Source organism: Mycoplasma sp. AC157 (assembly GCF_054343415.1).
Window position 1 is genome coordinate 75,032 of sequence record NZ_JBTGVE010000001.1, and the last position, 13,536, is coordinate 88,567.

The window sequence follows — 13,536 nt, forward strand, 5'->3', positions numbered from 1 at the left end:
TCTTTATATTCGTTTTAATAAGATTATTTTCCAATACCATTTATTTCATTTTTTCTAGATAAAGTTATTGATCCTTCTTTTGTAACAAGTAAATCATCTTCAATTCTTGCTCCACCAAAACCTTCTATATAAATACCAGGTTCAACTGTAATAACCATTCCTTCTTCTAATACAAAATCACTTAATGATGAAACATTTGGTAATTCATGAACATCAATTCCAAGACCATGCCCTGTAGAGTGAACAAAATATTCACCATATCCTTTGGATTCAATATAATCTCTACATACTTTATCAACTTCAGAAGCTTTTATACCTGGTTTTACAAATTGTCTTCCAAGTTGTGCAGCTTCTTTAACAATTTGTAAAATTTCTTCTTTTTTAGGATCTACTTTTGAGTTATTAGGATTAAAAATAAATGTTCTTGTTATATCTGCTCCATAACCTTTATAAATAGCACCAAAATCAATTTTTAATAAGTCTCCTGACTTAACTACTGCAGAAGTTGGGTGGTGATGTGGAACTGCAGAATTAGCTCCCGCAGCAATGATAGAATCAAAACATTCTTTTTGTGCACCTTTTTCTTTCATTAAAAAGTTTAATTTTCTATCAAGTTCTTGTTCGCTTTGTCCTTCTTTAATTTCTTTTAGTAATTCATCATAAGCCTCTAGTGAAATATCAATAGCTTTTTTAATTAATTTTACTTCTTCTTCATCTTTTAGTATTCTAAGTTTTTGACCTGAAATTTCAACTATTTCACTGTTTGGAAATGATTTTTTTATTCTATTTAACTCAACAAGAGTTATATAATCAGCTTCAACTCCAATTCTTTTGTATTCTTTGCTTTTAGAAAAATTATCTCAATTTTCTTTGTTAAATAAAACTAATTCAGCATTTTTTACTTGTTTTTTTGCATATTCATAGTAACGTCCATCAACAAAAACATATGATTTATTTTTTTCCATCACAGTAATTCCATCTGTTGATTGAATTGTTGATAATCAAAGTCTTGTTTGTGGAGCAAATGAAATTATTGCATCTAATTTTTTCTCTGTTAATGTTATATCTAAATATTTTCTATTCATTTTTAACTTATCTCTTTTCTTATTTTTTTTCTTTATGTGATGTATGTTTGTTGCATTTATGACAGTGCTTAGACATTTCTAATTTTTCTGTCTGTGTTTTTTTGTTTTTTGTTGTTATGTAATTTTCCATTTTACATTCATTGCATCTTAAAGTAACACCTTCTCTTGGCATTTTTCCTCCTGATATAAAATAATAATTTAATTAATTTAATTTTAACAAAAAGAAGAAAATATTTTTAAAATTAGATTTTAATAAAAAACTCTGCATTTATAATAAAGCAGAGTAGAAACTAAAATTTAAATATAGTATTTATTCTTTCATAAAGGAAACACAAGGAAATTATTTTTTTTCTTTATGTGATGTATGTTTGTTGCATTTATGACAGTGTTTAGACATTTCTAATTTTTCTGTCTGTGTTTTTTTGTTTTTTGTTGTTATGTAATTTTCCATTTTACATTCATTGCATCTTAAAGTAACACCTTCTCTTGGCATTTTTCCTCCTTATTGTATTTTTATAAATAAAAGATAAAAAAATTTTATCAAAAAATTCACATTTTTTTATTTTTTAATCTTTTTATTTTTGTAAATTTATATTTAAAATCATTTTTAATCTATAATAATATTATATAAGAAAGGAAAAGTTATGAAAATAATTCAAAAAAATAAAATAGCAAATTTCAACTATGAAATTTATGAAAAATATGAATGTGGAATTTCTTTGCTTGGTTGAGAAATTAAATCCATAAGAGCTAACAATTTTAACTTAAAAAATTGTTATGCTACTTTTAAAAAAGGTGAATTATATTTAACTAACTTACATATTTCCTTATATATGACCGTAAAAGGAGATGAAGAGAGAGAAAGAAAATTGCTTTTACATAAAAATCAATTAAAGAGAATTGAACTAAAACAAAAACAACAAGGATTTACTCTTGTTCCTTTAATGTTTTATTGAAATGATAAAAATAAAGTTAAAGTTGAATTAGCTTTAGTTAAAGGTAAAAATAAAATAGATAAAAGGATTTCTGAAAAAGAAAAAGAATTAGAAAGAACAATTAAAAAAATTATTTATTAAAAAATGCATAAATTTCAAAATTATGATAAAATAAAATTGCTTTTTTAATAAGAAGAAAAAAAATAAAAAATTATTTTGTTTTTTTGAAAAAAGTAGTATAATAATAAAGCATTATTATTTGCAATGCTAAATGCCGATTTAGCTCAGCGGTAGAGCAGCTGGCTGTTAACCAGTTGGTCGCAGGTTCGATCCCCGCAATCGGCGCCATGGCCCATTGGTGAAGCGGTCAACACACATGGTTTTCATCCATGCATTCACGGGTTCGAGTCCCGTATGGGTCACCATTTTTAGGAAGATTAGCTCAGTTGGGAGAGCATCGCCCTTACAAGGCGGAGGTCGTGGGTTCGAGCCCCTCATCTTCCACCATGCCGTCTTAGCTCAGCAGGCAGAGCAACTGACTTGTAATCAGTAGGTCGTAGGTTCGATTCCTATAGACGGCACCATCATGTTATTGGTTTAAAAAAGGTTCGATTCCTTTTAACATGACCTTAAAATGCGCGAGTGGTGAAATTGGCAGACACGCTAGATTTAGGCTCTAGTGCTTTACGGCGTAAGGGTTCAAGTCCCTTCTTGCGCACCATATAATTTTTAATTATCATTAAAGCAAAATTATTAAATTTTGCTTTTTATTTTGTTTTTTTAAAGTAATATTTATTATATGATTAAACTTTTATACAAAGAAAAAAATATAAGTTCATTTCAAAAAATAAAAAAATTTGCAAAAGAAAATAATATTAAAAAAATCGGTCATACAGGTACTTTAGATCCAATGGCTACTGGTTTGTTGTTAGTTGCAACAGATGAAGATACAAAATTAATTAATTATTTAGACAAAAGCACAAAAACTTATATAACCACAATGAAATTTCACTTAGATTCAAATACCTTAGATATAGAAGGAAAAATTACTGAAATCAGTTATACAAAAAAAATAGAATTAGCAGAAATTAAAGAAAAAATAAATTCTTTTATTGGTTGCTATATGCAAACTCCACCTATTTTTTCTGCTAAAAAAATCAATGGAAAAAGAGCTTATGATTTAGCAAGAGAAAATAAAAATGTAGTTTTATCCAAATCAAAAGTTTGCATTGAAAAAATTAAAATCATAGAGTTCAATTATGAAAAACAAGAATTAACTTTTGAAACAACAGTTTCTAGAGGAACTTATATAAGAAGTTTAATAAGAGATATAGCTAATAAATTAAATACTTCTGCCATTATGACCTCTTTAGAAAGAACAAAGTTAAGTAATTTAACTTTAGATGATCTTCATTTGGAACAAATAGATCCTTTGAGTATAATCGATAATAATTTGCCTAAATTTGTTTTAAATGATATGCAACTTAAAACTTTAGTAAAAGGACTTAATTTTGAAATAGAAGAAGATGATAAACAAGAAATTGTATTAATTTTTAATAATAAAATTGTTGGATTTGGTAGAATTTATAAACAAAAAATGTTTTCTAATAAACTTTTTGGAAATATAATAAATAAAGTTTTAAAAATGGAGTAAAAATGAAAAAATATAAATTAATTTCTTTTGATATAGATGGAACACTTTTACCATACACACAAAAAGATTTTTTTCCAGAAATCAAAAAAATGTTTGTTGATTTAAAAAAACAAGGAATAGTGGTTATTTTTTGTACAGGTAGAGAAATGATTACAATCGGTAATCTTCTTGATGAAGTAGAAGTAGATTACTTTTTAGGAGCTAATGGAGCATTTATTTTTGATTGCAAAAAGAAAAAAATTATTTATGAAGATAAAATAAATTACAATGATTTTATTACATTAAGTAATTTTTTAGATAAGGAAAATTGTGATTATAGTGTAATGACAGATAAATACGGTTATTTTTCAGAAGGTCATGATTTTAATAATTGATTTTTAAAAGATCACACCGCAAAATTTAAAAAATTAACTGATTTAGAGTTTGATCAAAATAACTTGCATATCATAACTGTAAAAAGTTCTGATCCTAATTTAATTTCTAAAACAGCCGATTTTTTAAAGAAAAATGATTTAAATCTTGAAATAAATTCCACATGATCAAAAGGTTTTTTTATTAGTACATTAAACAGTAATAAAGCTAAAGGACTAAAAGAATTAGGAAAAATTATAAACATTTCACTTCAAGAAATGATTGCTTTTGGTGATGGTTCAAATGACTATGAAATGATAAAAGAAGTTGGTTATGGAATTGCTATGGATGGTGCTCCGGATTTTGTTATAAAAGTTGCTAAAGATACAGCACTTTCTTCTGAAGAAAAAGGAACATATTTAAAACTAAAAGAATTAGGAATTATTTATTAATGACAAAAGTTATACTTTTCAATGATGACAATAACCAAGAATTGCAAGATTCTTGCTTTATTTTAGGATCTTTTGAATCTTTTCATAAAGGGCATTTAAAACTATTAGAAAAAGCAAAAGAATTTAATAAAAAAATAACAATTTTACTTTTTGAAAATCCTGAAATTTTACCTAAAAATAATCAAAAGTTTTTTTCAGATTTATTTTCCAGAATTCAAGTTATTGCCAATTTAAAAATTAACTACATTTTACTTTTAAAATTTGATGAAAACATCAAAAATACTGACGGTTATGATTTTATTAATCTTTTAATTAAAAAAGGAGCAACTAAATTTATAATAGGTTCAGACTTTAAATTAGGAAAAAATGGTTTATTAAATGCACAAAAAATAAAAGATTATTTTGCAGATACTGAAATAGTAGAACTTTATAAAGAAAATGAAAGAAAAATATCTACTTCTTTTTTAAAAGAATTGCTAGTTAGTGGAAATTTTGAAGCAATTAATAAAAATTTAGTAGAAAATTTTTTCATAAAAGCTAAAATAAATTTTAAAAATGAAGTTTTCTTCCTTAAAAATCAAACTATTTTTCCAGCTGGAATTTACCTTTGTTATTTAATATGAAATGAAAAAAAATATCCAGTTATTCTTTGAAGGGATTTTGTTTTAAAAAAAGATAAAATCTTTTTCTTTGAGGGTTTAAAAGTAGAAATTGAATCAATAGAAATTGTTTTTATTGAATTTGTAAAACAAAAAAGAATAATCACAACAGAAATAGAAAATCAATTAACAACTAAAGAAAAAGAAGAAATTAAAAAGCTTTTTAGTTATTAAAAATTAGTTTTTTTATTAAAATAAAAGCATTTTTTTATTTCTCTTAATAAAATAAAAAATATGTAATATAATTTTAAAGTTATGGATTTAATTAAATATATAAGAGATGTTCAAGATTTTCCAAAAAAAGGAATCTTATTTAAAGACATTTCTCCATTACTTGCTAATGGGGAAGTTTTAAGATATGTGATAGATAAAATGAGTGAATTAAGCAAAGATGCAGATATAATAATTGGACCTGATGCTAGAGGTTTTCTTTTTGGAACTCCAGTTGCTGCTATGCTAAAAAAACCTTTTATTATGGTTAGAAAACCAAATAAATTACCAGGTGAAGTAGTATCTATGAATTATGATTTAGAATATGGTTCAAATGCTTTAGAAGTGCAAAAAGGAATGATTAAACCAGGGCAAAAAGCTATAATTATAGATGATGTTCTTGCAACCGGTGGAACAACAAGAGCTATTATTAATTTAGTTGAATCACAAGGAGCTACTGTTGAAAAAATTGTTCTTCTTATGGAATTAGAAGAACTAAAAGGTCGTGATATGCTAAAACCTTATGAAGTAGAATCATTAATAAAAATTTAAGATACTTTAACCAGCAAATTCTGGTTTTTTTATAATAAAATGTCTTAATTATTAATTTGAAATATTAAAAAAAATGATACAATTTTATATTATTTTAATTGGAAAGGATAAAAATGAAGATTGCTGGATATTGAAGAAGATTTTTTGCTAGTTGAATTGATACTTTTTTAGCAGTTATTACAGTTGGAGTAATGTTTGTAATACAAATTATTCAATTCTGTTCTGGAAAACCTACTTTCGGTATGAAAGTAACAGGGATAACTTATAGTTATGGTTCTGGAAGAATGTTAAGATTATTCTTATTTAAATTATTGTGAACATGTCTTTTACTTAGTTTTATTATAGATTTTTTCACAATTATTATGAAAAAAGGAACATTCCCTGAAATCTGAGCAGATAATTATATAGTTGTTGGCTTAAATTAATTATCAATTTATATAATTTTCAAAGCAAAATATTTTAAATAAACAAAAAACAATAATAATTTCTTCCTATTTTGTAAAAATAGTGTATAATAATATTGTTTTATGGGGGGGTAGCGAAGCGGCCAAACGCGGGTGGCTGTAACCCACTTTCTAACGATTCGGGGGTTCGAATCCCTCCCCCCCCACCATAATGCCCCATGGCCAAGCGGTAAGGCAGCGGTTTTTGGTGCCGCGATGCGTTAGTTCGAATCTAACTGGGGCAGCCAATCAAAAATGACCTAAGAAGCAAAATACTTTGCTTCTTTTTTTAATCAAATTTAAAAATATGCTACAATTAAACTAATAAAATAAAAGAAAGAGATAAAAATAATGAATAACAATTTTAAATACATTATTAAAAATAAAAAAATTATTGTTAAAATTTTTAACACTATTTTTGTCTATAAATCAAGATTTTTTTAAACCTTATAATAATATTTATAAATAGAAAAAGGTCTTGAAAAAAGATCTTTTATTTTATTATTTTTATTAGGAGGAGAAAATGATTAAAATTTCAAATTTAAAAAAGTCTTTTAAAAACAAAAGAGTTTTAGATATAAAGGAACTAAATATAGAAAATAAACAAATTTTCTGTATTTTAGGTAAATCAGGAAGTGGTAAAAGTACTTTTTTAAACATAATTAGTAACTTAATCAATCCTGATTTTGGAACTATTACCTTTGAGAAAGAAAACCCAAAAATTGAATTTGTTTTTCAAGATTTTAACTTAATTGAAGATTTAAACGCTTTTCAAAATATAAAAATTTCTTTAAATGTTAATTCTGAAACTATTGATGAAAAAGAAATTATTGAGCTAGCAAAAGATTTAGAGTTAGATGAAACACTTTTAAAGAAAAAGGTTAAACTATTATCTGAAGGAGAAAGACAAAGAGTAACTATTCTTCGGTCTCTAGTAAGAGATTTTGATATTTTGCTTGCAGATGAACCAACAAGCAACTTAGATGAAGAAAATTCCCATAAAATTTTTGATATATTTAATAAAATATCACAAAATAAACTTGTTATTGTTGTTTCTCACGATATTGATCTAGTTAAAAAATATGCTGATAGCTATTATGACTTAAATGCAAAGGAATTTAAAAAGAATGAAGAGAAAACACCTACTCCAAAAGAAGAAATTTTTAATCACAAAATAAGTAAAAAAAGAAATAAATTCTATAAATTATTACCTGCTCCTTATTTAAGTTTAATTGACATAACTAAAAAGAAATACTCTTTCTTTATTTCTTTTATTATTATGTTAATAGCGATTTTAATAGTCCCTATTTTTATGCTATTTTCAAGCAATAATTTAGCTCTTAAAAATGAAAATACAAGATTTTCAGATTTTGATAAAGCGTTTATAACAAAACAAATTAATCAATCTTATGAACTTAATCCTGGAGAAAAAGAAAAAATAAAGCAACTAGAATCAATTAATTATAGTTTAGATACATATGATAATTATGTAGTAAAACTTGTAATTAACAACGAAAAAGAAATATTAAAATTTCAAACTATTGAAAATGACAACTTTTTTAAAGATAGGTTGAAGTATTTAAATATAGAAGGAAATTTTCCAGAAAATGAAAATGAATTTATAATTTCAGAAGAAATTGCAAAAAAATATAATTTAAAAATCAATGATAAGGTTAACGTAAATTTTGGCAATTTACAAAAGGAATTAACTATTAGTGCAATTAATAATTCTTTAAATTTTGAAAACAAAAACTTAAATTTCTTTTCTTCAAAAACCCTTTCTTCCTTTATTAAAACAAATGAAAATTATTTTTTTAAAGGTTTTTCACTAAGAAAAACTAATCAAATAACTAAATATAATGTTGCTAATGAAAATGAAATAAATATCAAGTCCTATTCTGTTATAAATGATACTGACCAAATAATTGAAGGTCAAAAAGCTAAATCATATGAAGAAATTAATTTAAGTAAAGAAATTAAAGAAAAATATGACGTGCAACTTAATTCGTTTTTAGAATTAAATACAGGATATAATGATTTTTTAGTTAAAGTTGTTGGTTTTTTTGAAAGCACTAATCCTGAACTCAAAACAACAGATAGTAACTTTAAATATTTTGCATCAGAATATCAACCAACTTTTACAATTTTTACAAAACCCAACTACGATACTAATCTTTTAAAAGAAGAATTAAAAGAAATTAATCCTTATTTAAAATTAACAACAAATAATTCCCAAGTTTATAAACAATTAGCAGTTGGTAATAATTTCATTGCCTACTTATTATTACTTTTAGTTATTGTTGTTTCTGCAATTAGTTTTATTACAATTATTCTTTTTTCTAAATTTTTAACAGATTCTAAAAATAGAGTAATTGGAATTCTAAAACTTTTAAAAACAAAAGTTTTAAATATATTTTTATACCATTCCTTTTCTTATCTTATTTTAAGTTTATCGGTTTTAATATTTTTAATTCCTTCATTTTTTGCTTCATTTTATCTTGTTATAAATATAAGTCCTGGATTTAAACTTTTAGAGATAAACTATTCATATTTTTTAAGTATTAGTTTACTTGTTTGATTAATAATAAGTGTTGGTTATTATTTATTTTATTTATTAATCTCATTTTTAACATACAAAAAAAGGGCAATTAATCTTTTAAGATAAAATATTTTCTAAAAAGAAACTATTTTGATAATAAAAACAAAATACAAATGCATAATTTAGAAATTCACCTAAAAGAAAATCAATATTTTGTTTTAGGTAAAAATGTTCTTTCATCCATAGATAGCAAAAATTTTGGTTATGTTTTGTATTCTCAAATTATTGCTAAAGTTATTTCATAAAATTAAAAGTTTAAGAAAGCAGGATAAAAATGCCTGTTTTCTTATTTTTTTATCAAAAACTTGCTTTTTTTTTTTTTTTGTAAAATGAAACTAATAAAAATAAAAAGAAAAGGAAAATATGAAAAAAATTAAATTTTTATCTTTAAGTACACTAACTGTTTTACCAGTTTCTGCTCTATTTATTGTTTCTTGCCAACAAACTAAAACTGAATCAGGAAATCAAACTAACCAACCAACTAATCCTGCTCCTGCTTCACCAGCACCTGTAAATACTGATCCAAATCCTGTAACACCAAAATCAACTACTCCTTCTGATTCTAATCCTAAAGATGATGAAGATGACAAAGATTATGAAAATCAAATTAGTGATGAACATTTTGACAATAATGAAAATGATTCTGATTACTCTAAAGTAAAAGCATACAAAGAAAACGAAGTATCTAAAAAGAAAGCAATTTTTAAAAAAATTCTCGTTCCTTTTTATAAATGACAAGGAAATTCAGAAGAAGAAGCAAATAAAAAGGCAACTGAATTTATAAATAAAAGTACAAATCCAAAAGAATTAAAAGTTTTATGATACAAATTCATTCGTTCTCAACAAGTTAGAAATTTTGTTAAAACAGCAATTAAACAACGTTCCATTAGACAAATTGGAAAACTTTTAGCAAAAGAGATTTTCTATTCACTTAAAGAAGTTATAAAAAGAAAGAAACACTAAAAATATTAAAAATAAGGAAAATTCTAAAGGGATTTTTCTTTTTTTGCCAAAAACTTGCTTTTTTTTTTTTTTTTTGTAAAATGGTATTATCATAAACTTAAAAAAGGAAAATATATGAAAAAAGCAAAAATTTTAACATTAAGTACACTAACTGTTTTACCAGTTTCTGCTTTATTTATTGTTTCTTGCCAACAAGCTAAAAGTGATAATAATTCAGAAACCAAACAACCTGCAACCCCAGAACAACCTGTTCCTACAACCCCTACAACTCCTACAACCCCTTCAAATGAAAATCCAAGTGAACCAGGTTCAAACATTCAAACAACCCCTGTAAATAACAATCCAGAAAACCCTGCTCCTGCAAATCCTTCAAAAACAACAAGTTCAAACGAAGAAACAGAAGAACAACCTTCTGATAGCGAATTTGAAGGAAATGAAAATGATTTTGATTATTCTAAAGTAAAAGATATAAAAGCTAATGAACTTTCAAAACAAAAAGAAATTTATAAAAAAGTTCTTGTCTTTTTCTATAAATCACAAGGGGATAATGAAGCAGAAGCACAAAGAAAAGCAAATGAATTTGTTAATGTAACTTCAGATAAAACTAAAGAATTAAAATTAAAATGATATAAATTCATTCGTTCCAAAGAAGTTAGATCTTTTGCTAAAACACTAGCAAAAACTGCTGCTAAGTCCGCAGGAAAAGAAATTGGTAAAATTATTGCAAAAGAACTTATAAAATCAATTAAAGAAATTTCTAGAAAGAAAAGACATTAATTTGAAGTTATTAATAACTTCATTTTTTTATTTCAAAAAATTTGGCACTCTTTTTATTAGACTGCCAAAAAATGTGCTATAATTTGTTTAGAAAAAAATAAAAAGGAGTGATAATATGAATTTTGAATATAAAGAAAACAAAAGCCCTTTAAAAGAATTTGGGAAAAACTTAACTGATTTGGCACTAAAAAATAAATTAGATCCAGTAATTGGAAGAGATGAAGAAATCAGAAGAATAATAACAATTCTTTCAAGAAAAACAAAAAATAATCCCGTTCTTGTTGGAGAACCAGGAGTAGGGAAAACAGCTATTGTTGAAGGTTTGGCAAGACAAATTGTTGAAGGTAATGTACCTGAAAGTTTAAAAAATAAGGAAGTATGAGAAATAGATTTAGCTTCTATAATTGCTGGTGCTTCTTACCAAGGTCAATTTGAAGATAGATTAAAAAAACTAATTAAAGAAATTGAAGATTCTAACGGTGAAATTATTGTTTTTATAGATGAAATTCATCTTTTAATTGGAACAGGAAGAAATGGTAATAACGCTATGGATGCTGCTAACATTATTAAACCAATTATGGCAAGAGGTGGAATAAAATTAATTGGTGCAACCACTCTTGAAGAATATAAAATTTATATCGAAAAGGATGCAGCACTTGAAAGAAGAATGCAAAAAATAGATGTAAGTGAACCTTCAATTGAAAGCACTATAACAATTTTAAGAGGAATTAAAAATAGAATGGAAAATTTCCATCAAATTAAAATTTCCGATGAGTCATTAGTAGCTGCTGCAAATCTTTCTTCAAGATATATTAGTGATAGATTTCTACCAGATAAAGCAATTGACTTAGTAGATGAAGCTAGTGCTACTTTAAAAGTAGAAACTAATTATCAACCTGAAATAATTGAAAAATTAAAACAAGAATTTGCAAAATTGAATATGGAAAAAATTTCTTTAAAAGGTTCAAAAAATGACGAAAACAAAGAAAAAATACAGGAATTAGACGAAAAAATAAAAGATTTAGAATTAGAAATAAAATCAAAAGAAAAAATCTTTAATGAAGAAAAAAACCAAACTTCTAAAATTGCTGAATTAAAAAATTATCTTGATGATTTAAAAAATAATTTTAAAATTTTTCAAAATGAAGGGAAATTTAAAGAAGCATCTGAAATTATCTATAATAAAATTCCAGCAGTGGAAAATCAAATTAAAGAAATAGAAACAAAAATAGAAAATAGCACTAATTCCTTTATAAAAGACGAAGTAACAGCTGAAGATGTTGCAAAAATTGTTTCAAAATGAACTAAAATTCCTGTTGCTAAATTAATTGAAGAAGATAAAGTTAAAGTATTAAATTTAAAAACTGATTTAAAAAATATAATCAAAGGACAAGACGAAGCAATTGAATTAGTTAATGCAGCTATTTTAAGATCAAAAGCAAATATAAATGATCCAGATAAACCAATAGGTTCCTTTATTTTCGTAGGTTCAACTGGAGTTGGAAAAACAGAACTTGCAAGAGCTTTAGCCCTTCTTTTATTTAACTCAGAAAAACAAATGATTAGATTAGATATGTCTGAATATATGGAAAAACACTCTGTATCTAAATTAATTGGTTCTCCTCCAGGTTATATTGGTTATGAAACAGGAGGACAACTAACTGAAAAAATTAGACAAAATCCTTATTCTATAATTTTATTTGATGAAATAGAAAAAGCACATCCTGATGTTATTAATATATTATTACAAATTTTGGACCATGGAACTTTAACAGACTCTAAAGGAAGAAAGGTTAATTTTAAAAATACTATCATTATTATGACAAGCAATATTGCAGCTCTTGAAATTCTAGATAATCCTAAAATTTCAATGGAAACAATTAAAGAAAAATTACTTGAGCATTTTAAGCCAGAATTCTTAAATAGAATTGATGAAATTATTAAATTTAATCCTTTATCAAAAGATGTTCTTAAAAATATTGCTAAACTTGAATTAGATAAATTATTAACTAGAATTAGAGAAAATACAGGATTTTCTATTGTTTATGAAAATGAATTATTAAATTACATTGTTAATAATACAGATGTGTTAAACTTTGGTGCTCGCCCTATTAAATTATTTATTAAAAGAAATATAGAAACATTAATTGCAAATAGTATTATTAATAAAGATATTTCAAAAGAAAATATAAATATTTTAAGTGTTACTAAAAACTCTATTACTTGAAAAAAGGAATAAAAAAATGGCAGAGGTGACAGGACTCGAACCCATAACACACGGGGTTGAAGCCCGTTGTTCTACCATTGAACTACACCTCTACTAACAAAATATATTGTAGCATATTTTCCTTTTTTTGAAAATAAAAAATAAAATAACTTAGTTTTTAAACTAAGTTTTTTAAATTTAAATAATTTGTTTTAGTGCTTCTGAAAATTGTTCATATGCACCATAACCAACAATGTGAGAAACTAATTTTCCATCTTTATAAATAAAAGTTGTTGGAGTTCCTGAAACTCCCATTTCTCTTGCGAAGTTTCTATCTTGATCTACATCTACTTTATAAACTTCAATGTTCATTTTTTCTGCAACTTCTTTTAAAACAGGTGCCAACATTTTACATGGACCACATCAAGTAGCATGGAAATTTAATAGTTGCACTCCTTTTCCATTTTCAATACTTTGTGCTAATGTTTCTTTTGTAACATCTTTTACAAACATTTTTGTCTCCTTATTAATTTAAATATTTTCAAATAAATTGTAAAGGAAAATTAAGAAAAAAATACAAAAAAGTTGTTTTAAATATTAAAACAGAAATAAAATGTCACCCCCCATTCCCAATATAAAATGTCACTTTT

General features: G+C 24.9%; 15 protein-coding genes and 8 tRNA genes. 18 read left to right on the plus strand and 5 right to left on the minus strand.

The genetic code is table 4. The features are described 5' to 3' along the window. Positions 1-23: 23 nt before the first annotated feature. The 3 genes from ACXX84_RS00340 to rpmG (ACXX84_RS00350) form a co-directional block, all read right to left on the minus strand. The gene (locus ACXX84_RS00340; RefSeq protein WP_436359003.1) at positions 24-1,085 is read right to left on the minus strand and encodes an aminopeptidase P family protein; all 1,062 of its coding nucleotides are present in this window, start codon (positions 1,083-1,085) and stop codon (positions 24-26) included. Between the two features lie 19 nt (positions 1,086-1,104). Next, positions 1,105-1,257 carry a 50S ribosomal protein L33 gene (gene rpmG, locus ACXX84_RS00345; protein ID WP_436359001.1) on the minus strand — a complete coding sequence of 51 codons (153 nt, stop codon included), beginning with the start codon at positions 1,255-1,257 and terminating at the stop codon, positions 1,105-1,107. Between the two features lie 168 nt (positions 1,258-1,425). After that, positions 1,426-1,578, minus strand: coding sequence for a 50S ribosomal protein L33 (gene rpmG / locus ACXX84_RS00350; protein WP_436359001.1), 153 nt, complete (start codon positions 1,576-1,578; stop codon positions 1,426-1,428). A 151-nt stretch (positions 1,579-1,729) separates the two neighbouring features. Between rpmG (ACXX84_RS00350) and smpB the strand changes: the two genes are divergently transcribed. From smpB to ACXX84_RS00440, 18 genes are all read left to right on the plus strand, one after another. After that, complete coding sequence (gene smpB, locus ACXX84_RS00355; RefSeq protein ID WP_458572710.1) at positions 1,730-2,161, plus strand: SsrA-binding protein; 432 nt, start codon at positions 1,730-1,732, stop codon at positions 2,159-2,161. A 132-nt stretch (positions 2,162-2,293) separates the two neighbouring features. Beyond that, positions 2,294-2,368: transfer RNA gene (locus ACXX84_RS00360), tRNA-Asn, on the plus strand. A gap of 1 nt (position 2,369) precedes the next feature. Further along, positions 2,370-2,445, plus strand: a tRNA-Glu gene (locus ACXX84_RS00365). A gap of 6 nt (positions 2,446-2,451) precedes the next feature. Beyond that, positions 2,452-2,527: transfer RNA gene (locus ACXX84_RS00370), tRNA-Val, on the plus strand. Between the two features lies 1 nt (position 2,528). Next, positions 2,529-2,604, plus strand: a tRNA-Thr gene (locus ACXX84_RS00375). Between the two features lie 52 nt (positions 2,605-2,656). Further along, positions 2,657-2,741 (plus strand) — tRNA-Leu (locus ACXX84_RS00380). A 78-nt stretch (positions 2,742-2,819) separates the two neighbouring features. Further along, the gene (gene truB / locus ACXX84_RS00385; RefSeq protein ID WP_458572711.1) at positions 2,820-3,674 is read left to right on the plus strand and encodes a tRNA pseudouridine(55) synthase TruB; all 855 of its coding nucleotides are present in this window, start codon (positions 2,820-2,822) and stop codon (positions 3,672-3,674) included. Between the two features lie 2 nt (positions 3,675-3,676). Continuing rightward, a complete protein-coding gene (locus ACXX84_RS00390) occupies positions 3,677-4,477 on the plus strand; it encodes a YcsE-related riboflavin metabolism phosphatase (protein ID WP_436358998.1) in 801 nt (266 codons plus the stop codon). Continuing rightward, positions 4,477-5,310, plus strand: a complete 834-nt coding sequence (locus ACXX84_RS00395; protein WP_436358997.1) for an FAD synthase — start codon at positions 4,477-4,479, stop codon at positions 5,308-5,310. The genes ACXX84_RS00390 and ACXX84_RS00395 overlap by 1 nt, the downstream gene beginning before the upstream one ends. An 81-nt stretch (positions 5,311-5,391) precedes the next feature. Further along, on the plus strand, positions 5,392-5,898 hold the full coding sequence (locus ACXX84_RS00400) for an adenine phosphoribosyltransferase (RefSeq protein ID WP_436358995.1): 507 nt from the start codon (positions 5,392-5,394) through the stop codon (positions 5,896-5,898). A 113-nt stretch (positions 5,899-6,011) separates the two neighbouring features. After that, positions 6,012-6,323, plus strand: a complete 312-nt coding sequence (locus tag ACXX84_RS00405; RefSeq protein ID WP_436358993.1) for a hypothetical protein — start codon at positions 6,012-6,014, stop codon at positions 6,321-6,323. 104 nt (positions 6,324-6,427) lie between these two features. Then, a tRNA-Tyr gene (locus ACXX84_RS00410) sits at positions 6,428-6,511 on the plus strand. 3 nt (positions 6,512-6,514) lie between these two features. Beyond that, positions 6,515-6,589: transfer RNA gene (locus tag ACXX84_RS00415), tRNA-Gln, on the plus strand. A gap of 275 nt (positions 6,590-6,864) precedes the next feature. Further along, positions 6,865-9,006: an ATP-binding cassette domain-containing protein gene (locus ACXX84_RS00420; protein WP_436358992.1), complete on the plus strand. Its 2,142-nt coding sequence runs from the start codon at positions 6,865-6,867 to the stop codon at positions 9,004-9,006. A gap of 47 nt (positions 9,007-9,053) precedes the next feature. Next, positions 9,054-9,185 (plus strand): S26 family signal peptidase, encoded by a 132-nt coding sequence (locus ACXX84_RS00425; protein ID WP_436358991.1) that lies wholly within the window; start codon positions 9,054-9,056, stop codon positions 9,183-9,185. 118 nt (positions 9,186-9,303) lie between these two features. Continuing rightward, positions 9,304-9,903: a hypothetical protein gene (locus tag ACXX84_RS00430; RefSeq protein ID WP_436358989.1), complete on the plus strand. Its 600-nt coding sequence runs from the start codon at positions 9,304-9,306 to the stop codon at positions 9,901-9,903. Between the two features lie 114 nt (positions 9,904-10,017). Beyond that, complete coding sequence (locus ACXX84_RS00435) at positions 10,018-10,680, plus strand: hypothetical protein (RefSeq protein ID WP_436358987.1); 663 nt, start codon at positions 10,018-10,020, stop codon at positions 10,678-10,680. A 115-nt stretch (positions 10,681-10,795) separates the two neighbouring features. Then, positions 10,796-12,919, plus strand: a complete 2,124-nt coding sequence (locus ACXX84_RS00440) for an ATP-dependent Clp protease ATP-binding subunit (protein ID WP_458559642.1) — start codon at positions 10,796-10,798, stop codon at positions 12,917-12,919. A gap of 5 nt (positions 12,920-12,924) precedes the next feature. On the opposite strand, the gene ACXX84_RS00445 is transcribed toward ACXX84_RS00440, so the two are convergent. Both ACXX84_RS00445 and ACXX84_RS00450 read right to left on the minus strand, forming a co-directional pair. After that, positions 12,925-12,999, minus strand: a tRNA-Trp gene (locus ACXX84_RS00445). 85 nt (positions 13,000-13,084) lie between these two features. Then, on the minus strand, positions 13,085-13,399 hold the full coding sequence (locus ACXX84_RS00450; RefSeq protein WP_436358983.1) for a thioredoxin family protein: 315 nt from the start codon (positions 13,397-13,399) through the stop codon (positions 13,085-13,087). Positions 13,400-13,536: the final 137 nt, after the last annotated feature.